A 19,575-nucleotide genomic window follows, 5' to 3' on the forward strand; every position below is an offset into this window, starting at 1 on the left:
AAACTCGCTTAATGAGCCACGAGAGGCACGAGTTGGGTGACACTGACTCGATGCTCGGATCGATCGAAGACTACGATCAGGAGCTCCGGGCGTATCTAGCAATAGAACAGGGTGACTACGAAGAAGCGCGCCGCCTCTTGGAGCCTGTAGCCTCTAGAGGTTCCATATATTCGCTGGTTTCTCTCGGCGCCCTCTATGAACGGGGCGATCTAGAATCATCTGATCTGAGAAACGCCATCTTCTACTATGACTGTGCTGCAAGCCACGGCAGTGATGAAGCGCAACGCCGCTTAGGGCAGATATGGATGGATCTAGGCGAAGATGAAAAGGCGCGGACCGCATTTCAGTATGGTGCGGAAGCAGGTAATGTTTCCTGCATGTATTGGCTCGGTAAGCAAATGCTGGAAGGTCGGGGCGGAGCTGTTGATGTCTGTCGCGGCATCGAATGGCTGGACACGGCAGCAGCAAAAGGACACCTTTTCGCGAAAAGCTATCTGCTCCGACGTGAAAGCCGGTACTCCCCGTCACTCTTCAGACGACTACTTCTTTGGATACGCATCTTCAAGATTGCACTCCAGGCCGGCAAGGCTGCAGCGGCAGATCCTGACGTCGACATCCTACGCTAGGGGAGGCGCAAGGTCCGCTTTCCACCACAACCGGACGTTAGCTAAACGAACAGCTCCGCCAGAAAGTCCTTCATCGCCTGCCAGCTGCGGCGGTCGGCGCTCTCTTCATAGCCGAAGCCGGGGCGGCCCGACCCCTTCGTGCCCACATCGGTGAAGGCGTGGCCGGCATGGCCATAGGCGTGGAGCTGCCAGTCGGCGGCGGCTTCGGTCAGCTCGGCGGCGAGGCCGACCACCGCGTCGGGCGGCCCAAGCGGGTCGTCCCAGCCGTGCGCGACCAGCACCCTGGCGCGGATCGGCTGGACGTTGGCATAGTCGGGACGGCCATAGACGCCGTGAAAGCTGACGACGCCCAGCACGTCCTGCCCGCTGCGCGCCAGGTCGAGCACGCATAGTCCGCCGAAACAGTAACCGATCGCCGCCACCTTGCCCGGCGCGACGCGGCTCATTCCCGTCAGCACCGCGAGGCCGGCGGCGAGGCGGTCGCGGAGCTGCGCGCGGTCGGCGAGCATCTCGTTCATGTACTCGGCCATGTCGGCGGACTCGCGCGTCTTACGCCGCCCCTGGCCGAACACGTCGCAGGCGAAGGCGACATAGCCGAGCGCCGCGAGCCGCTCCGCCACGACGTTGTCGGATTCCTTCTGCCCCAGCACGTTGGGGACGACCAGCACGCCCGGCCGCGCGGTCTCGACCTCGTCGTCATAGGCGACGACGCCCTCGAACGGGCCGCCGGGGCCGTCATACACCATCGTCTCGCGCACGATCGCCATGTCCGCTCTCCTTGTTCTGGTTCCCCGGTCCGCTAGAGGTCCGCCCGATCCCGAGCAACCCGTCTCCGCGCAAGGAACCACGATGCCGACCCTCGTCCTGATCCGCCACGGCCAGTCCGCCTGGAACCTGGAAAATCGCTTCACCGGCTGGTGGGACGTCGACCTGACCGAGCAGGGCGTCGCGGAGGCGGCGGCGGCGGGCGCGTTGATGCAGGCGAAGGGGCTGGACTTCGACCTGACCTTCACGAGCTTTCAGACGCGCGCGATCAAGACGCTCAATCTGGCGCTGGAGGCGATGGGGCGGCTGTGGCTGCCGACAGAGAAGTCGTGGAAGTTGAACGAGCGGCATTATGGCGGGCTGACCGGGCTCGACAAGGCGGAGACGATGGCGAAGCACGGCGAGGCACAGGTCAAGCTGTGGCGGCGCAGCTTCGACATCCCGCCGCCGCTGCCGGAGGAGGGCAGCGCCTGGGACCTGTCGCGCGACGAGCGTTATCGGGGCGTGCCGATCCCGCAGACCGAGAGCCTGAAGGACACGATCGCGCGCGTGCTGCCCTATTGGGACGAGCGGATCGCGCCGGCGCTGCGCGACGGCCGGCGGGTGCTGATCTCCGCGCACGGCAACTCGCTGCGCGCGCTGGTCAAGCATCTGTCGGGGATTTCGGACGACGAAATCAGCGGGCTGGAAATCCCGACCGGGCAGCCGATCGTCTACCAGCTGGACGACGGGTTGCGGGCGCTGGATCGGTATTATCTGAACGAGCGGTAGGGGCGGTTCACTAAGTCGCGCAGAGAAGATGCGAAGCTTCTCCTCGTCATCCCGGCCTTGAGCCGGGATCCCGCTTCTTCGACGGTCAGGAGGCAGCGGGACCCCGGCTCAAGGCCGGGGTGACGAGTGCCGTATCGAACCATGATGAACCTGGCCGACCAGCACGTGATGGGTCCTCGCTTTCGCGGGAATGACGTCGGTGTGACGCGCCCGACGAATGTCGTCCCGCAGGCGGCCGTCGCACATGGATGCTGAAACGAGTTCAGCATGACGGATGGCGTTATTGCTCCTCGTCGGGCCGCCGCTCGTCGCGTGACGGCGGCGGCGCGCCGTCGCGGCGGTCGCCGCGGTCGTCGCCCCTGGTCTCTCTGGGCCCGATCGAGATGCCGTCGCGGCCGATGTTGAGGTTGATGCCCAGCCCGTCCAGCGCACCGTTGATGTTCAGCCCGGCGTCGCCGTCGTCGCCTTCGGCTTCCGTATCGTCGCTGGCCGCCGCAGCCGCCGCCTGTGCCGAAGCGCGGGTCTGGACGTTGAGCGCCTGCGCCATGAACGACCGCCACAGCCGCGCGGGGATGCCGCCGCCGTGGAGGCCCGGATTGGGCGTGTTGTCGTCGTTGCCGACCCAGACGCCGACCACCAGATCCTTCGACCAGCCGACGAACAGCGCGTCGCGGCCGTCCTGCGTCGTGCCGGTCTTGCCCCAGGCGGGCACCGACAGCGCCGCCTCGACGCCGGTGCCGCGATTGAGCGACGAGTCGAGCAGCGCCTTCATCCCGTCCTCGACATCGCCGGGGATGGTCGAAGGCCGGCCGGTGAACTGCTCCAGCCAGCCCTTGGTCCGCGACTCCGCGATGCCGCGCGGGTGGACCGGATAACGGCCGTCGGCGATCGCGGCATAGGCGGCGGTCAGCTCCAGCAGTGAAACGGTCGAGGTGCCGAGCGAGATCGTCGCCTCGCTGGGGATCGGCGTCGAAATGCCCAGGTCGCGCGCCGCCTTGATGACCGAGCGCACGCCGACCTGCTGCGTCAGCCGCGCCGCGCAGACGTTGCAGGAACGCGCAAAGGCGCGGCGCAGGTTGATCGGGCCGAGATAGCGGCCGTCGTCGTTACGCGGCTTCCACCCGGCCCAGTCGAGCGGGCTGTCGTCGACCATCGAATCGGGTGTCATCCCCGACCGCAGCGCCGCGAGATAGACGAACAGCTTGAACGCCGACCCCGGCTGACGCCGCGCCTGCGTTGCGCGGTTGAAGGTTGAGAGCTTGTAGTCCTTGCCGCCGACCATCGCGACGACGCGGCCGTCGGGGTGCATCGCGACCAGCGCCATCTGCGCCTGACGCAGCCCGGCGGTCTTGACGACGCGTTCGGCGATGCGCTGCATCCGGCGGTCCAGCGTGGTGCGGACGGTGGCGTCGCCGCCGAAGCCCTCCACCCCCTCGCCCGCCGCCTCGCGCGCTTCGGGCAGCACCCAGTCGGCGAAATAGGTGCCGGTCGGCAGCGCGTCGCGGCGGATCGGCAGCACGCGCTGCGGCTGCACGCTGTCGGCCTGCGCGTGGGTGATGAACCCCGCTTCCTCCATCGCGCCGACCACCACCGCCTGCCGCGCCCGCGCGCCGGCCAGGTTGCCGGTGGGCGCGAGCCGCGACGGTGCCTTGACCAGCCCCGCCAGCATCGCCGCCTGGCCGACGTTGAGCCGATCGGGCGTGCGGCCGAAATAATGCTGCGCGGCCGCCGTCAGTCCATAGACGTTGTCGCCGAAATAGACGTTGCTGAGATAGCGCGACAGGATGTCGTTCTTCGACAGCCGCGCTTCCAGCCAGAAGGCGATCAACACCTCGCGCAGCTTGCGCCCGATCGTGCGGTCCGAATCGAGGAAGGCATTCTTCGCCAGCTGCTGCGTGATCGTACTCGCGCCCTGGCTGCGCTCGTCGCTGGTCGCGTTGTGGAACAGCGCGCGCGCGATGCCGCGCGGGTCGACGCCCCAGTGCGAATAGAAGCGCCGGTCCTCGATCGCGACGAAGGCGTCGGTGACGTGCTTGGGCAGCTTCGACGCGTCCACCCGCGCGCCGACGATCGCGCCGCGCCGCGCGATCGGGTTGCCGTCCGCATCGGTGATGGTGATCGACGGCGGCGCGGGCGGCTCCAGCGAGCGCGACAGCGGCGCGGTGATCGCCAGCCAGACGATCGCGAGCACCAGCAGGATGATGCCGACGCCCAGCCCGCGCATGATCCAGCGCAGCCAGCGCCGCCGGCGGCTGGGCGGGCGATCGACGTCGGGGTAATCGGCGCGACGATAGGGCGCGTCCTCGCCCGCGAAGAAGCCCGACGCGGGTGCCGGGTCGTCGCCGAGCACGCGGTCATAGGCATAGCGGACGCGGGCGGGGGTCCGGTCGTTGGGATCGGACGGCGGTGGATCGTTCCGGCGGTCGGTCACGCGTGTCCTATTGCCCTAACACAGCCGGCAGGCAACCCTCTTAGTCCTCGCGGCACGACCACGGAAGGCCTGTTCTTTTGCCGCCGCCCGCGCGATGAGCCGGTCATGGCAGCCAACCAACCCCTCGTCGTCGGCATCGGCGGCACGATCGGCGCGACCTCCTCGACCGAGCGCGCGCTCAAGATCGCGCTGGACGCGGCGGGCGCGGAGGGCTTCGCGACGCGGATGTTCGGCGGTGCCGACATGGCGCGGCTGCCGCTCTACGACCCGCGCGGCACGACCCGCACCGAGCACGAGCAGGCGTTCGTCGATGCGGTGCGTCAGGCGTCGGCGGTCATCATCGCCAGCCCCGGCTATCACGGCAGCATCTCCGGCGTGGTCAAGAACGCGCTGGACCTGCTGGAGGAGACCGCGCGCGACGAGCGGCCGTATCTGGCCGACATGCCGGTGGGGCTGATCGCGACCGCCTATGGCTGGCAGGCGACCGGCTCGACGATCGCGGCGCTGCGCTCGATCGTCCACGCGCTGCGCGGCTGGCCGACGCCGTTCGCGGCGGCGATCAACACGCAGGAGACGAAGTTCGACGCGGACGGCGGGGCGAACGACCCAGCCGTGGTCGAGCAGCTGCGCCGGGTGGGGCAGCAGGTGGCCCGCTTCGCGCCGCTGGCCGCACACGGATAGCGAAGCTAGCCGAGAGACGGCCAAGGCCGGCCGCTGACATCCTCCCCGGCACGGGGAGGGGGACCACGCCGCTGCGCGGCCGCCACCTCCCCGTGCCGGGGAGGATGTCAGCGGCCGACGCGCAGCCAGCCCGCCAGCAGGTCCAGTTCCGCCTCCAGCTCGCGCATCGTCTCCCCCGGCGCGTCCGGTTCAGGATGCACCGCGTGGACCAGCAACCGCCCGGCCTGCCGATCCGCCTTGAGGTCGACGCGCGCGACCAGGCGCTCGCCGAGCAGGAAGGGCAGGACGTAATAGCCATGCACGCGCCGGTCGGCCGGCGTGTAGATCTCCAGCCGATAGCGGAACCCGAACAGCCGCTCGGTGCGCGTGCGTTCCCACACCAGCGGATCGAACGGCGCCAGCAGCGCGCGTGCCGCCGCGCGACGCGGCCGGCGCGCGTCGCGGTGGAGCCAGGCGCGCTCGGTCCAGCCGGGCACTGTCGCGGGCAGCAGCACGCCCTCGGCCGCGAGCGCCGCCACCGCCGCCATGCTCTGGGCGGGCTTGAGGCGGAAATAGTCGCGCAGGCACGGCTCGGTCGCGATCCCGTGTGCGCGCGCCGCCCGCTCGATCAGCGCCCGGTGCGCGGTCGCTGGATCGGGGGTCGGCAGCGCCAGCACGGCGGGCGGAACGACGCGCTCGGTCAGGTCGTAGACGCGCTCGAAGCTGCCGCGCCGCGTGGCGGTGGTGACGTGCCCCGCCCAGAACAGCCATTCCAGCGTGCGCTTCGCATCGCTCCACGTCCACCAGCCGCCGCCCGTGCGGCGCTCGACGTCCGACGCGGCGAGCGGCCCCTCCGCGCCGACCCGGTCGCGCAGCGCCAGCGCCTCCGCGCGTCGCTCGCCGGCATAGGCGCGCAGGGCGCCCCAGCCGATCTCGCCCCGATCCGCCGCCGCCATCCGCCAGCGCAGCAGCGGGTGCAGGTCCAGCGGCAGCAGCGACGCCTCGTGCGCCCAATATTCGAAGAACCGCCGCTCGCGTGGCGGCCCCCATGCCATGCGGTCGAGCAGCGTCGTGTCATAGGGTCCCAGCCGCGAAAAGGCGGGCAGGTAATGCGCGCGCGTGACGACGTTGACGCTGTCGATCTGGAACAGGGCAAGCCGCTCGGCGGTGCGGCGGATCGCGCCGGTGGTGACTTGGTCGGGACGCGGCCGGTCGAGCCCCTGCGCGGCGATGGTGACACGGCGGGCCTGCGCGAGGGTCAATCTTTCCATGCCGCCCCGCCGTAGCAGGGTGACACCCGCGCCGCGCCTCCCCTAAAGCGACCCGCATGCGCTTCTTCTCCGACAACGCCGCCGCGGTACATCCGCGCGTGCTCGACGCGCTCGGGCAGGCGAACACGCTCGATACCGCCTATGACGGCGACCGCTGGTCGGCGCGGCTGGACGACGCCTTCGGTGCGCTGTTCGGGACCGAGGTGGCGGTGCTGTGGGTGCCGACGGGGACGGCGGCGAACTGCCTGGCGCTGGGCGCGCTGTGCCCGCCCTGGGGCGGCGTGATCTGCCACCGCGACGCACACATCCAGAACGACGAGGCGGGGGCGCCGGAGTTCTACACGCACGGCGCGAAGCTGATGCTCGCCGACGGCACCGGCGCGAAGCTGACGCCCGAGGGCATCGCCGCGGTCGCCGACGCGGTCGTCGACGACGTCCACCGGGTGCAGCCGCACGCGGTGTCGATCACCAACGCGACCGAATACGGGTTGAGCTATCGCGCGGACGAGGTCGCCGCGATCGGCGCGCTGTGTCGGGATCGCGGCTGGGGGCTGCACATGGACGGCGCGCGCTTCACCAACGCCGTCGCGTTTACCGGTGCCGATCCCGCCGACCTGACCTGGCGCGCGGGCGTCGACGCGCTGTCGTTCGGCTTCGTCAAGAACGGCGGCATGTCGGCGGAGGCGCTGGTGTTGTTCCGCCCCGACCTCGCCCGCGAGACGAAGCGGCGGCGCAAGCGCGCGGGGTTGCTGTTGTCGAAGGGGCGCTATCTGGCGGCGCAGTTGCTGGCGATGCTGGAGGACGGCCTGTGGCTGCAACTCGGCCACGACGCCAACGCGCGCGCGCGGGTGCTGGCGGCGGCGGCCGGGGGACGGCTGGTGCATCCGGTCGAGGCGAACGAGCTGTTCCTGCGCGCCACCCCCGCCGAAGCGGCGGCGCTCCGCGCGCAAGGATTCGACTTCTACGATTGGGCACCCGGCGAGGTGCGGCTGGTGACCGCGTGGGACACGGACGAGGCGGCGGTCGCCAAGCTGGCCGACGCGATCGGGGCATTGTGACGCGGGTCTCGTGCTCCTGCGGAGGCAGGAGCCCAGAGTCGCGGAGGACACCGCCCAGTATCCTCGGCTCCTGCTTCGGCAGGAGCACGGCGGACGGATCGGCATGACCGACGCCCGCCCGCAATCGACGCGCCTTGCGGTCCTGATCCCGTTCACGATCGTGACGCTGATCTGGGGATCGACCTGGATCGTCATCCGCGACGGGCTGGGCGTGGTGCCGGCGGGGTGGTCGGTGAGCTATCGCTTCACGCTCGCCGGGCTGGCGCTCGCCGCCTTCGCGCTCGTGCGGCGGGAGAGTTTCCGGCTCGACGCGCGCGGCTGGCTGTTCGCCGCGGCGGTCGGGCTGACGCAGTTCTGCCTCAACTTCAACTTCGTCTATCAGGCGGAGCACTTCATCACCTCGGGGCTGGTCGCGGTCACCTTTGCGTTGCTGCTGGTGCCCAACGCGCTGCTCGCGCGCGTCTTTCTGGGTCAGCGGCTCGGCCGACAGCTGCTGGTCGGGTCGGTGGTGGCGATGGCGGGCGTGTCGCTGCTGTTCCTGCACGAGGCGCGCGCCGATCCGCGTGGGCCGGCGGCGTCGCTGACCGGCATCGGGCTGACGCTATGCGCGGTGCTCGCCGCCTCCACCTCGAACGTGATGCAGGCGAGCGCGACCGCGAAGCGCTATCCGATGATCGCCACCGTCGCGATCGCGATGCTGATCGGCGCGGCGCTGGACGCAAGCCTCGCCTGGGCGATGACCGGCCCGCCGGTGGTGGAGTGGCGCGCGGGTTATCTGCTGGGCGTCGCCTATCTGGCGCTGGCGGCATCGGCGCTGGCGTTCCCGCTCTATTTTCAGGTGCTGCGGACGATCGGCCCGGCCAAGGGCGCCTATTCCAGCGTCATCGTCCCCGTCATCGCGATGACGCTGTCGACGCTGTTCGAGGGCTATCGCTGGACGGCGCTGACCGTCGGGGGGGCGGCGCTGGCGGGCGTCGGGCTGGCGATCGCGCTGACCGCGCGCAGGCCGTCGCGATAGGTCGGATAAAGCGGCCTCCAGCCGAGCACGCGCTTCGCCTTGCCGTTGGCGACCCGGCGGTTCTCCGCATGAAAGCCGCGCGCCATCGGCGACAGCGACGCGAGCGGCACCACCGGCGGCGGTGCCATACCCAACAGCCGCGCGGCGAACTCGATCACGCGGTCGTGCGGCACCGGCAGGTCGTCGGCGAGATTGTACGCCCCCGCCGGCGCATCGAACCCCGCGACGACGCCCGCCGCCAGGTCGTCGAGATGGATGCGGCTGAACACGCCCGCTCCGCCGACACGATGCGCCTCGCCGCCCTGCACGCGATCCAGCGCGGAGCGGCCGGGACCATAGATGCCGGGCAGCCGGAACACGCGCGCGCCGAGATCGAGCCAGGCGCGATCCGCCGCGGTCCGCGCCGGCCGTCGCCCGCCGGTCGCGGCGCTCTCGTCCACCCACGCGCCGCCGGTATCGCCATAGACGCCGGTCGAGGAGAGATAGCCGAGCCACCTGCCCGCGAGCGCATCGCCATACGCGGCGAGCACCGGGTCGGCGTCGCCGTCTGGCGGCACGGAGGAGAGAAGGTGCGTCGCCGCCGCGATCGCGGGCAGCACGGCGGCGCGGTCGTCGAACCGCAGCGTCGCGTCACGGCCGTCGCGCGTGGTGGCGGTGACGACCGCGCCTCGCGCCTCCGCCAGCGCGGCGATGCGCGTGGCGCTGTAGCCGAGGCCAAAGATCAGCAGGCGCACTCAAATCCTCCCCGGCACGGGGAGGGGGACCGCCGCTCGCAGAGCGGTGGTGGAGGGGGCGGGCCGCACGCGGTGCGCTCGGGGCGATCCCCCTCCTCACGCGGCTGCGCCGCGCACCACCTCCCCGTCCCGGCGAGCATTCGCGTCACCGCGCCATCCGGCCCTTGTAAAGCATCCCGAAATAATCCCCCCGGTTCCACACCGGCCGCGCCGCGCCGTCCGCCACCTCGCGTGCGATGCGGTAGTTGACGTCGACGAAGCGCACGCCCTGGTCCCACATGATCGGCTGTTGCGCCAGTTCGTCGCAGGGGCGGTGATAGCAGCGGCCCATGAACGCGGCGACGGCGGCGGCGCCCGGCCCCTTCTGTCCGGGCCACAGGAACACCGCCGGGATACCTTTCTGCACGAAGCGGAAATGGTCGGAGCGGACGAAGATGCCCTGTTCCGGCATCGGATCGGGCGACATGCCGACGCCCGCCGACTCGACCGCGCGCCGCACCACCGGCCCGAGCGTGGTGCGGTCGGCGCCGTACACGATCATATCCTCGAACCGATAGGTCAGGATCGGCATGTCGAGATTCACGTCGGCGACGATGTCGGCCAGCGGCACGGTCGGGTGGTTGGCGAACCAGTCGGACCCGACCAGCCCCTTTTCCTCGCCCGTCACCGCCAGAAACATGATCGTGCGTTTCGGCGGCGTGCCGGAAGCGGTGAAGCGCTTCGCCTCCTCGATCAGGCTGGCGATGCCGAGCGCGTTGTCGAGCGCGCCGTTGTTGATCCGGTCGCCCTCGCCGGTGGCGTTGACGCCGATATGGTCAAGGTGCGCGGAAAGGACGACGACCTCGTGCTTCAGCGCCGGATCGGTGCCGGGAATGACGCCGATGACGTTGCTGCTCGCGCCCGGCGTAAAGGCGGTGCGGGTCGCGACCGTCAGCGTCCCCGCCGAACGCAGCGTCGGATAGCGCGGGTTGTCGCCGGTCACCGCCATCACCTTCGCCCAGTCCGCCCCGAACAGCTTGGCGGCCCCCGCGGCGGTCAGCGACCCCAGCGACGGCGCACCGGGCGCGTCGCTGCGGCCGGCGCCGTCGGGTTTGGCCCAGGTCATCCGCTCGGCGCGATTGCGCGGCGGGCGCGGGACGGCACCGGGCGGGGTCGCGGCGGCGGGCCGGGTCGAGACGGTGACGATCCCGATCGCGCCGTGCCGCTCGGCGATCGCCGCCTTGGTGCCGACCGACGCGAAGAACGCGCGCTCCTCGCCGCCGAACCGCGCCGGCGCGCCCTGCACCACCGCGACGATCCTGCCGCGCACGTCGACGCCCTTGTAATCGTCCTGTCCGAACTGCGCGGCGTCGATGCCATAGCCGACGAAGACGACCGGCGCGGTCACCGTCGTCTCGGTTCGACCGGGGTTGGCGCTCGGCTGCCAGTCGGTGCCCACGACCAGCGGTTGCGCCGTCCCGCCGCGCGGCGTCCAGCCGGCGGTGGCGTCGCCGTCGAGCTTGTAGGTGACCAGCGGCACGCGCTGAAGGTAGCCGCTGTCGTCGCCACCGGGCCGCAGCCCCGCCGCATAGAATTGCGCCGCCACATATTGCGCGGCGATGTCGAACTCGGGGCTCCCCGCCTCGCGCCCGCGCATCGCATCCGACGCGAGGAACAGCACATGCGCCTTCATCGCCGCCTGATCGGGCGGCAGGACGGCGTTGACGCGCGCGTTGATCTCGGCGGGCGTCGGGGCCGGGGGCGGCCCCGGCGGCGGGACGGAATCGGCGACCCGCGCGCCGGCGGGCGGCGGCGTCGCGGGCCGGTCCTGCGCCGTCGCGACGCCGGCGATCAGCACCAGCGACAGCGCGGTGGCGGAACGGAACATTCGGGCAATCCTCTCAACGATTTACGCCGCGGTTAGCGGGTGCGGGCAGGAACACAATCCTCGGCGGCACGGGGCGGATTCCGGATGCCTTTACCGCCCCCATGCGTATAGCTGCCTCATGGACATGCAGCAGAGCCTCGCCGCGCCCGCCGTCACCCGCCGCGAGGATTACACCCCGCCGGCGTGGCTCGTCCCCGATCTGTCGCTCGACTTCCGGCTCGATCCCGCCGCGACCCGCGTCCGTGCGACGCTCAGCGTCACGCGCAACGGCGGCGACGAACCGCTGCGCCTCGACGGCGAGGGGCTGATCCCGCTCTCGGTCAGCGTCGACGGCGTCGCGATCAACGACTGGCACCTCGATGGCGAGCAACTGGTGATCCCGCTCGCCGGGACCACCCACACAATCGCGACCGAGGTCGAGATCGCGCCCGAGGCCAATACCCAGCTGATGGGCCTCTATGCCTCCAGCGGCATCCTGTGCACCCAGTGCGAGGCGGAGGGTTTCCGTCGCATCACCTTCTTCCCCGATCGACCCGACGTGCTCTCGCGCTATCGCGTGCGGATGAGCGCGGACAAGGCACGCTATCCCGTGCTGCTCGCCAACGGCGATCCGGTCGCGGCGGGTGACGGGGACGGCGGCACGCACTGGGCCGAATGGCACGACCCGTTCCCCAAGCCCTCCTACCTGTTCGCGCTGGTCGCCGGCGACCTGCAGGCCAATCGCACCACCTTCACCACCGCGTCGGGGCGCGAGGTGGCGCTCGGCATCTGGGTGCGCGCCGCCGACCTCGAACGCACCGATCACGCGCTCGACGCGCTCCGTCAGGCGATGGCGTGGGACGAGCGGACCTATGGCCGCGAATACGACCTCGACGTCTTCAACATCGTCGCGGTCGACGACTTCAACTTCGGCGCGATGGAGAACAAGGGGCTGAACATCTTCAACAGCCGCTACGTGCTTGCCGACCCGGATACCGCCACCGATTACGATTACGACGGCGTCGCCACCGTCGTCGCGCACGAATATTTCCATAACTGGTCGGGCAACCGGGTCACCTGCCGCGATTGGTTCCAGCTCTCGTTGAAGGAGGGCTTCACCGTCTATCGCGACCAGGGCTTCTCCGCCGATCAGGGGTCGGCGGCGGTCAAGCGGATCGAGGACGTGCGCGGCCTGCGCGCCGCGCAGTTCCCGGAGGACGCCGGCCCGCTCGCGCATCCGGTCCGCCCCGACAGCTATCAGGAGATCAGCAACTTCTACACCGCGACCATCTACAACAAGGGTGCCGAGCTGATCCGCATGATGGCGACGATGCTCGGGCCGGAGCGCTTCCGCGCCGCGACCGACCTGTACTTCGATCGCTATGACGGGACGGCGGCGACGTGCGAGGACTTCGTGCGGTGCATGGAAGTCGGCGGCGGCATCGACCTGACGCAGTTCCGCCTGTGGTACGGTCAGGCCGGCACCCCGCGCGTGGCCGCCGCGCTGGAGCAGGAAGGCGGACGGGCGACGCTGCGCCTCGCGCAGCGGCTGCCGGCGACGCCGGGCCAGCCGGTCAAGCAGCCGATGGTGCTGCCGCTGCGCCTCAAGCTGTTCGGCGCGGAGAGCGGCCGCGCGCTGACGCCCGAGCGGCTGCACCTGCTCGACGATGCCAGCCAGACGATCGTGTTTGAGGGACTGACCGAACGGCCGGTGCTGTCGATCAACCGCGGCTTTTCGGCCCCCGTCGTCATCGAGAGCGACCGGTCCGCCGCCGACCTCGCCTTTCTGTCGGCGCACGACGACGATCCCTTCGCGCGCTACGAGGCGATGCAGCAGCTGATGCTGGACGCGCTGGTGGCGTTGACGGTCGAGGGGCGGGCGGACACCGACGCGGTGGTGCGCGCGATCGGCGCGACGCTCGCCGATCCGGCGCTCGACCCGGCGTTCGTGGCGGAGGCGGTGCTGCTGCCGTCGGAGAGCTTCGTCGGCGATCAGCTGACGACCGTCGACCCGGAAGCGGTATTCCGCGCGCGCGAGGGGTTGCGGCGAGAGATCGGGCGGCGGCTCGACGCGCAGTGGCGCGAGAAATACGACGGCGCCCGCGCGCCCTATGCCTACAATTCGGCGGAGAAGGGGCTGAGGCGGCTCCGCAACGTCGCGCTCGGCTATATCGCGGCATCCGGCGCGGAGGATGCGGCCAAGCTGGCGTTCACGCAGTTCGAGGCGGCGGACAACATGACCGACCGCCAGGGCGCGCTGACCGCGCTGGCGAGCGACGATTCGAACGAGCGCGTCGCGGCGCTCGATATCTTCTACAACCGCTACGCCGACAATCCGCTGGTGCTCGACAAATGGTTCCAGACGCAGGCGCTGTCGACGCGCGTCGATACGCCGGACGTGGTGGCGGAGCTGCTCGGGCATCGCGACTTCTCGCTCGCCAATCCCAACCGCGCACGCGCGCTGATCGGTGCGTTCGCGGTTAACCAGCGCGCGTTCAACGTCGCCGACGGGCGCGGCTATCGCCTGCTCGCCAATCAGCTGCTGGCGCTCGACCGCCTCAACCCTCAGACCGCCGCCAACCTCCTGCCGCCGCTCGGCCGCTGGCGCCGCTATGACGACTCCCGCGCTACGCAGATGCGCGCCGCGCTGGAGCGGATCGTCGCGACGTCCGGCGTGTCGAAGGATCTATTCGAACAGGCGAGCAAAAGCTTGGCGGGGTGACGCGCCGCTACATCTTGCGCAGACGGCGAGAATAGGTCAGTCTCCTTCGCTCATTTTCGGAGTTCAGCGTCTCGTGCCGACCCTAATTCTACTCCTGCTCGCCGTTCAGATGGCGTCCCCCGCCGCGCAGCCGACCCCTGCGCCCGCGCCGGCCGACCGCAAGGTCTGTCGGTCGGAAACGACCACCGGGTCGATTATGCCGGGCAAGCGCACCTGCCATCTCAGGAGCGAGTGGGCCGCGATCGACGCCGCCAACGGCCGTAGTGTCGACACCTTTCGCGATCGCCCACAGAACGGCCTGCGTCCCGGCGGCGTCAACTGACCTCGCATTGACCGCGCGCCGGCTTTCGCCTAAGCGCCCGCACTTCGCAATCGGCCCCGCATTCCGGTGAAGCGGTGGCCCTGTCCGATAGTTGGTCGGATGGAGCGATACCGGAAAAAACGTCGTTCGTAGATCGAAGGAATTACCATGTCGAAGCGCGCCAGCGCCAAGTACAAGCTCGACCGCCGGATGGGCGAGAACATCTGGGGTCGTCCGAAAAGCCCGGTTAACAAGCGTGAATACGGCCCCGGTCAACATGGCCAGCGTCGCAAGGGCAAGGTCAGTGACTTCGGCATCCAGCTGCGCGCCAAGCAGAAGCTGAAGGGCTATTACGGCGATGTCACCGAGAAGCAGTTCCGCGCCTGCTACATCGAGGCCGCCCGGATGAAGGGCGACACCGGCCAGAATCTGATCGGCCTGCTCGAGCAGCGGCTGGACATGATCGTCTATCGCGCGAAGTTCGCGCCGACCGTCTGGTCCGCGCGCCAGTTGGTCAGCCACGGCCACATCCGCGTCAACGGCACCAAGTGCAACATCGCCTCGCGCCGCTGCTTCGTCGGCGACGAGATCACGCTGGGGACGAAGGCGCAGGAGATGGCGCTGGTGCTGGAAGCACAGAGCCTCGCAGAACGTGAAATCCCCGACTATGTCGTGCCGGAGGGTGCCACGAAGGCTACCTTCAACCGCGTGCCGACGCTGGACGAGGTGCCCTATCCGGTGAAGATGGAGCCGAATCTGGTCGTCGAGTTCTACTCGCGTTGAGGATTAGGTTTACGTCAGCATCCGCACAGCGCTAGCGGCCGGTTCGCCAAGACGAAAAGCGGGTGCGACCCGGCGCGAAACAGAGGGGCGGTTCTGCGGGACCGCCCTTTCTGCGTCCCGATCCGGCGAAGGCGTGCTGCGCCCAATGATCGGCCAAGCGAATTGAGCGCTATCGATTTGAGCAGCACCGCGTCAGTCGCTGTCGCGATCCGCATACGCAGCACGTTCAATCTAAAAGCGATATGCGGTCCACGCGTCCGGCGCCATATGCCCGAAGCGGGCGGATACCGTTACCGGACTCGAACGGCGCATTCGGCATCCGTAGATTGCCGATCGGACGAAAGCGGCGTCGCAGCGATCGATAGCGACGGCAGGCCACGCATGAATAGCCGGTGAAACGATGGCCGAACGCTTGTCCGGAGCTGGTCGAGACGTTCGTAGTGGAACATACCTCGCCCATTTCATGGCCGCCGAGGACTTCGCCCGGCGCCTCAAAACGCTCGGCGGCCTCACGCCTTACGGATACATCGCCAAATTATGAACGTCAGAGCCGTACAGGTTCATCGTTAATCCGATCCACCAGATGACGGCACTGAACATATGGGATGAGCCGCTCCAGCCTCTCACCCACAACACGGTTCGGCCACGGCAAGACGATATCGTCGGTTGCAAGCGGTTCCAGCGGCGAAACCGGTCGACAGTGTGGTTACGAATTTCCACCTGCCATAACTATGCCCCCAGTTCGTAGCCGGGTCGCGGATTCAGTCTGTGCCCCGCCCGCGCCGCCCCAACAGCCGCAGCCGCAGCGCGTTGAGCTTGATGAACCCTTCCGCGTCGCGCTGGTCATAGGCGCCCTGGTCGTCCTCGAAGGTGACGATATCGGGCGAATAAAGGTTGAACTGCGTCGCCGCACGGCGGCCGACGACGGTGGCGCTGCCCTTGTAGAGCTTGACGCGCACCTGTCCGGTCACCTGCCGCTGGCTGGCGTCGATCGCCGCCTGCAGCATCTCGCGCTCGGGCGAGAACCAGAAGCCGTTATAGACCAGCTCGGCATAGCGCGGCGCCAGCTCGTCCTTGAGGTGTGCGGCGCCGCGATCCAGCGTCAGCTGCTCGACGCCGCGATGCGCGATGTGGAGGATGGTGCCGCCCGGCGTCTCGTACATGCCGCGCGACTTCATGCCGACGAAGCGGTTCTCGACCAGGTCGAGCCGGCCGATGCCGTGATCGCGGCCGAGATCGTTGAGGTGCGCCAGCAGCGTCGCCGGGCTCATGCCCGCGCCGTCGACCGCCACCGCGTCGCCGCGCTCGAAGTCGATCACCACATATTGCGGCGTGTCGGGCGCGTCCTCCGGCGCGACGGTGCGCGAAAAGACGTAGTCGGGCACCTCTGCCCACGGGTCCTCCAGCACCTTGCCCTCGCTGGAGGTGTGCAGCAGGTTGGCGTCGGTCGAGAACGGCGCCTCGCCGCGCTTGTCCTTGGCCACCGGGATCTGGTGCGCCTCGGCATATTCGATCAGCTTGGAGCGGCTGGTCAGGTCCCATTCGCGCCACGGCGCGATCACCTTGATGTCGGGATTGAGCGCGTAATAGCCGAGTTCGAAGCGGACCTGGTCGTTGCCCTTGCCGGTCGCCCCGTGGCTGACCGCGTCGGCGCCGACCTGTCTGGCGATCTCGATCTGGCGCTTGGCGATCAGCGGCCGCGCGATCGACGTGCCGAGCAGGTACAACCCCTCGTACAGCGCGTTGGCGCGCATCATCGGGAAGACGTAATCGCGGACGAACTCTTCCTTCAGGTCGTCGATGAAGATGTGCTCGGGGCGCACGCCCGCCATCTCCGCCTTGCGCCGCGCCGGTTCCAGCTCCTCGCCCTGGCCCAGATCGGCGGTGAAGGTGACGACCTCGCACCCCTTCTCCGCCTGCAGCCATTTCAGGATGACGCTGGTGTCGAGGCCGCCGGAATAGGCGAGGACGACGCGCTGGGGAGTATCGCTCATGGCGGCGCGCTTAGGCCGGAGCGACCGTCTCGCGCAAGGCACGCTCGCCCTCGATCATATAGTCGCGCGTCACCGGCAACGCGGTGCGGCCGCGCGAAAGCTGCAACTGATAGTTGCACAGCCCGCCATGCTCGAACCCCATCGCCGCGCCCGCGAGATAGAAGGTCCACATCCGATAGAAGCGCGCATCGTACAACGCCTCGATCGCGGCGCGGTTGGCGACGACGCGGGCGTACCACTGCTTCAGCGTCCACGCATAATGGAGGCGCAGTACCTCGATATCGGTCGGGAACAGCCGCAGCCCCTCGTACGCGCGCGCGATCTCCGACAGCGCGGGGTTGTAGCCGCCGGGAAAGATGTACTTCGCGGTCCACGCATCGGTGACGCCGGGCGCGCCCATCCGGCCGATGGTGTGGAGCAGCATCACGCCGTCTGGTGTCATGACGTCGCGGCACTTTCGCATGAAGGTGCGGTAGTGGCCGGGGCCGACATGCTCGAACATGCCGACCGAGACGACGCGGTCGTACGTACCGGCGATGTCGCGATAGTCGGTCAGCTCGAACCGCACCTTGTCGGCGACGCCCGCATCGGCGGCGCGGCGGCGCGCGACCTTGAGCTGCTCCTCCGACAGCGTGATCCCGGTCACGTCCGCCCCCAGCGTGCGATTGAGGTACAGCGCCATCCCGCCCCAGCCGCAACCGATGTCGAGCACCCGCATCCCGGGCTCGATCGCAAGCTTCGCCGCGATGTGCGCCAGCTTGTCCGCCTGCGCCTGCTCCAGGCCGTTCGCCGGGTCGGTGAAATAGGCGCAGCTATATTGCCGGTCGCGGTCGAGGAAGAGCGCGTAGAGCCGGTCGTCGAGGTCGTAGTGATGCGCGACGTTCCGCTTCGACGCGCGCGCCATGTTGCGCCGGTCGAGCCGGTACTTGACCGCGCCGATCGCGCGCGCGGCGAAGGACGGTTCCAGCTTGTTCTGCCCCGCCTCCCACCGGTCGTTGGCGGTCACCAGCGTCACCAGGTCAAGCGCGTCGCCCGCCTCGATCAGTAGGCGGCCGTCCATGTACATCTCGCCGGTGCCCAGCGCCGCGTCGCGGACGATCGCGCGGCCGACGCCCGCGTCGGCGAAGCGCAGCGTCACCGGCGTCAGCGTCGGATCGGGCGTGCCGAAGACGACGCGGCTGCCGTCGGGATGGATGACGGTCAGTTCGCCGCGCCGGACCAGGCGGCGGAGGAAATGGTCGATCAGGGCCATGGGCAGCGCCGTTTAAGCATATGCACGCAGGAAGAAAATACCCGTGGTCGCGCCCGTGACCAGCAGCGTCCAGACGCGGACCGCGCGCGGCGGCAGGCGCTTGCCCAGCTTCGCCCCCGCCCAGCCGCCGATCACCGCCCCGACCAGCATCGGCACGCCCGCCGTCCAGCGCACCAGCCCGAAGCCGATGAACACCACCGCCGCCGCCAGGTTGGCGATCGCCAGCATCGTCGTGCGCGGCGCGAACAGCGCGCGCGGGCTGACGTTGGCGAGCAGGCCGTAGACCGCCGTCGTCATCAACCCGACGCCGCCACCGAAATAGCCGCCATAGACGCCCAGCAGCGTCTGCGCCGCGATCAGCGTCCGCCGCCCGATCGTGACGCGCGCGTGCAGCCAGTCGGCCGCGCGCCGCCCGAACGCCATCACGACGAACGCGAACAGCAGCAGCCACGGGATGATGAGGTCGAACGCACGGCTCGGCGTCGCCACCAGCAACAGGCTGCCGACCAGCGCGCTCACGAACGTGACGCCCGCCAGCAACCGCCAGTCGACGCCGCCGACCGGCCCCAGTTCGTCGCGGAACGCCCAGGCGCTGGTCGCCGCCCCCGGCAGCAGCGCGACGTTGGAGGTCGCGTTGGCGGTATTGGCGGGCAACCCCAGCGCGATCAGCGCCGGCAGCGTCGCAAAGGTGCCGCCGCCGGCCAGCGCGTTCATCGCGCCACCGACGACACCGGCGGCGAAGGGGAGGAGCAGCGTCGGGATCACCCGCACGGCTAAAGCGCGCGGCGGCGGCGCTGTCCATGGGGGACGCGGCGGTTTGCCGATGCCCGCAAGCTACATCCTCCGTCACCCCGGCCTTGAGCCGGGGTCCCGCTTTTCCTGTAGGTCGCCGGGTTGGGACACACCCACGTCATCCCCTCACCCTGGCTCTCCCCCGCAGGGAGAGGGTCCGCTACGGCCGCCGTCGCGCCTCCGCGCGGTCGCCGACCAGGTCGAGGCGCACCAGCCGCGCGGTCACCGCGCCTTCCGTCCGCCCCAGCCGCCCCGCCAGCGCCGCGAGGCCGTTGCCCGCATACCAGCCGTCGCACAGCGCCGCGTCGTCGTCGGGCGACCAGGCGCGCCGGTTGCTCGTCGCCTCGCCGGGGAATTGCGGCTCACGCGCGCGCAACGGCTCCAGCGAGGCGAGCGCGGCGGCCACCCCCTGCCACTCGTGCCGCGACAGCGTCAGCCGCCCGTCGCTGGTGTCGAGCGTCAGCCGGTCGCCCGCGACGGTAAAGCGGAACTGGCGTCCGATGACGCCCCAGATGATCGAACGGCTGAGCGGGACACCGGGGATGAACATG

17 protein-coding genes are annotated in these 19,575 nt (G+C 69.6%); 8 read left to right on the top strand and 9 right to left on the bottom strand.

Annotated features, from left to right (window positions below; translation table 11 throughout):
- The first annotated feature begins 32 nt into the window (after nt 1-32).
- Nucleotides 33-626: a tetratricopeptide repeat protein gene (locus ACOFKS_RS02090; RefSeq protein ID WP_419807596.1), complete on the top strand. Its 594-nt coding sequence runs from the start codon at nt 33-35 to the stop codon at nt 624-626.
- A gap of 41 nt (nt 627-667) precedes the next feature.
- On the opposite strand, the gene ACOFKS_RS02095 is transcribed toward ACOFKS_RS02090, so the two are convergent.
- Nucleotides 668-1,393: a dienelactone hydrolase family protein gene (locus ACOFKS_RS02095; protein ID WP_419807597.1), complete on the bottom strand. Its 726-nt coding sequence runs from the start codon at nt 1,391-1,393 to the stop codon at nt 668-670.
- A gap of 82 nt (nt 1,394-1,475) precedes the next feature.
- Here ACOFKS_RS02095 and gpmA point away from each other — a divergent pair, with 82 nt between their 5' ends.
- Nucleotides 1,476-2,162: a 2,3-diphosphoglycerate-dependent phosphoglycerate mutase gene (gpmA, locus tag ACOFKS_RS02100; protein WP_419807598.1), complete on the top strand. Its 687-nt coding sequence runs from the start codon at nt 1,476-1,478 to the stop codon at nt 2,160-2,162.
- A gap of 280 nt (nt 2,163-2,442) precedes the next feature.
- Here the strand turns inward: gpmA and ACOFKS_RS02105 are convergent, their stop codons facing one another.
- Nucleotides 2,443-4,593 (bottom strand): transglycosylase domain-containing protein, encoded by a 2,151-nt coding sequence (locus ACOFKS_RS02105; protein ID WP_419807599.1) that lies wholly within the window; start codon nt 4,591-4,593, stop codon nt 2,443-2,445.
- A gap of 105 nt (nt 4,594-4,698) precedes the next feature.
- Here ACOFKS_RS02105 and ACOFKS_RS02110 point away from each other — a divergent pair, with 105 nt between their 5' ends.
- Complete coding sequence (locus tag ACOFKS_RS02110) at nt 4,699-5,274, top strand: NADPH-dependent FMN reductase (RefSeq protein WP_419807600.1); 576 nt, start codon at nt 4,699-4,701, stop codon at nt 5,272-5,274.
- A 107-nt stretch (nt 5,275-5,381) separates the two neighbouring features.
- Here the strand turns inward: ACOFKS_RS02110 and ACOFKS_RS02115 are convergent, their stop codons facing one another.
- Nucleotides 5,382-6,524 (bottom strand): winged helix-turn-helix domain-containing protein, encoded by a 1,143-nt coding sequence (locus tag ACOFKS_RS02115; RefSeq protein WP_419807601.1) that lies wholly within the window; start codon nt 6,522-6,524, stop codon nt 5,382-5,384.
- Between the two features lie 56 nt (nt 6,525-6,580).
- Between ACOFKS_RS02115 and ACOFKS_RS02120 the strand changes: the two genes are divergently transcribed.
- Both ACOFKS_RS02120 and ACOFKS_RS02125 read left to right on the top strand, forming a co-directional pair.
- On the top strand, nt 6,581-7,582 hold the full coding sequence (locus ACOFKS_RS02120; protein WP_419807602.1) for a threonine aldolase family protein: 1,002 nt from the start codon (nt 6,581-6,583) through the stop codon (nt 7,580-7,582).
- Nucleotides 7,583-7,685: 103 nt separating this feature from the next.
- Entirely contained in the window at nt 7,686-8,600 is a 915-nt protein-coding gene (locus ACOFKS_RS02125; protein WP_419807603.1) for a DMT family transporter, read from the top strand.
- Here the strand turns inward: ACOFKS_RS02125 and ACOFKS_RS02130 are convergent.
- Together ACOFKS_RS02130 and ACOFKS_RS02135 are read right to left on the bottom strand one after the other, a co-directional pair.
- Nucleotides 8,510-9,334: an NAD(P)-dependent oxidoreductase gene (locus ACOFKS_RS02130; protein ID WP_419807604.1), complete on the bottom strand. Its 825-nt coding sequence runs from the start codon at nt 9,332-9,334 to the stop codon at nt 8,510-8,512. The two genes, ACOFKS_RS02125 and ACOFKS_RS02130, sit on opposite strands and share 91 nt — an antisense overlap.
- A gap of 145 nt (nt 9,335-9,479) precedes the next feature.
- Complete coding sequence (locus tag ACOFKS_RS02135; RefSeq protein WP_419807605.1) at nt 9,480-11,201, bottom strand: M28 family metallopeptidase; 1,722 nt, start codon at nt 11,199-11,201, stop codon at nt 9,480-9,482.
- Between the two features lie 118 nt (nt 11,202-11,319).
- On the opposite strand from ACOFKS_RS02135, the gene pepN reads away from it, so the two are divergent.
- The 3 genes from pepN (at nt 11,320) to rpsD (ending at nt 14,986) form a co-directional block, all read left to right on the top strand.
- A complete protein-coding gene (gene pepN / locus ACOFKS_RS02140; protein ID WP_419807606.1) occupies nt 11,320-13,902 on the top strand; it encodes an aminopeptidase N in 2,583 nt (860 codons plus the stop codon).
- 73 nt (nt 13,903-13,975) lie between these two features.
- On the top strand, nt 13,976-14,224 hold the full coding sequence (locus tag ACOFKS_RS02145; RefSeq protein WP_419807607.1) for a hypothetical protein: 249 nt from the start codon (nt 13,976-13,978) through the stop codon (nt 14,222-14,224).
- A gap of 147 nt (nt 14,225-14,371) precedes the next feature.
- A complete protein-coding gene (gene rpsD, locus ACOFKS_RS02150) occupies nt 14,372-14,986 on the top strand; it encodes a 30S ribosomal protein S4 (RefSeq protein ID WP_419807608.1) in 615 nt (204 codons plus the stop codon).
- Between the two features lie 761 nt (nt 14,987-15,747).
- Here the strand turns inward: rpsD and ACOFKS_RS02155 are convergent.
- From ACOFKS_RS02155 to ACOFKS_RS02170, 4 genes are all read right to left on the bottom strand, one after another.
- Nucleotides 15,748-16,980, bottom strand: coding sequence for an argininosuccinate synthase (locus ACOFKS_RS02155; protein ID WP_419807609.1), 1,233 nt, complete (start codon nt 16,978-16,980; stop codon nt 15,748-15,750).
- A gap of 10 nt (nt 16,981-16,990) precedes the next feature.
- Nucleotides 16,991-18,232, bottom strand: coding sequence for a class I SAM-dependent methyltransferase (locus ACOFKS_RS02160; protein ID WP_419807610.1), 1,242 nt, complete (start codon nt 18,230-18,232; stop codon nt 16,991-16,993).
- Between the two features lie 12 nt (nt 18,233-18,244).
- Nucleotides 18,245-18,997, bottom strand: a complete 753-nt coding sequence (locus ACOFKS_RS02165) for a sulfite exporter TauE/SafE family protein (protein WP_419807611.1) — start codon at nt 18,995-18,997, stop codon at nt 18,245-18,247.
- A 187-nt stretch (nt 18,998-19,184) separates the two neighbouring features.
- A complete protein-coding gene (locus ACOFKS_RS02170) occupies nt 19,185-19,574 on the bottom strand; it encodes a hypothetical protein (protein ID WP_419807612.1) in 390 nt (129 codons plus the stop codon).
- Nucleotide 19,575 lies beyond the last annotated feature (1 nt).

This window comes from Sphingomonas sp., assembly GCF_965200135.1.
Lineage (GTDB): Bacteria > Pseudomonadota > Alphaproteobacteria > Sphingomonadales > Sphingomonadaceae > Sphingomonas.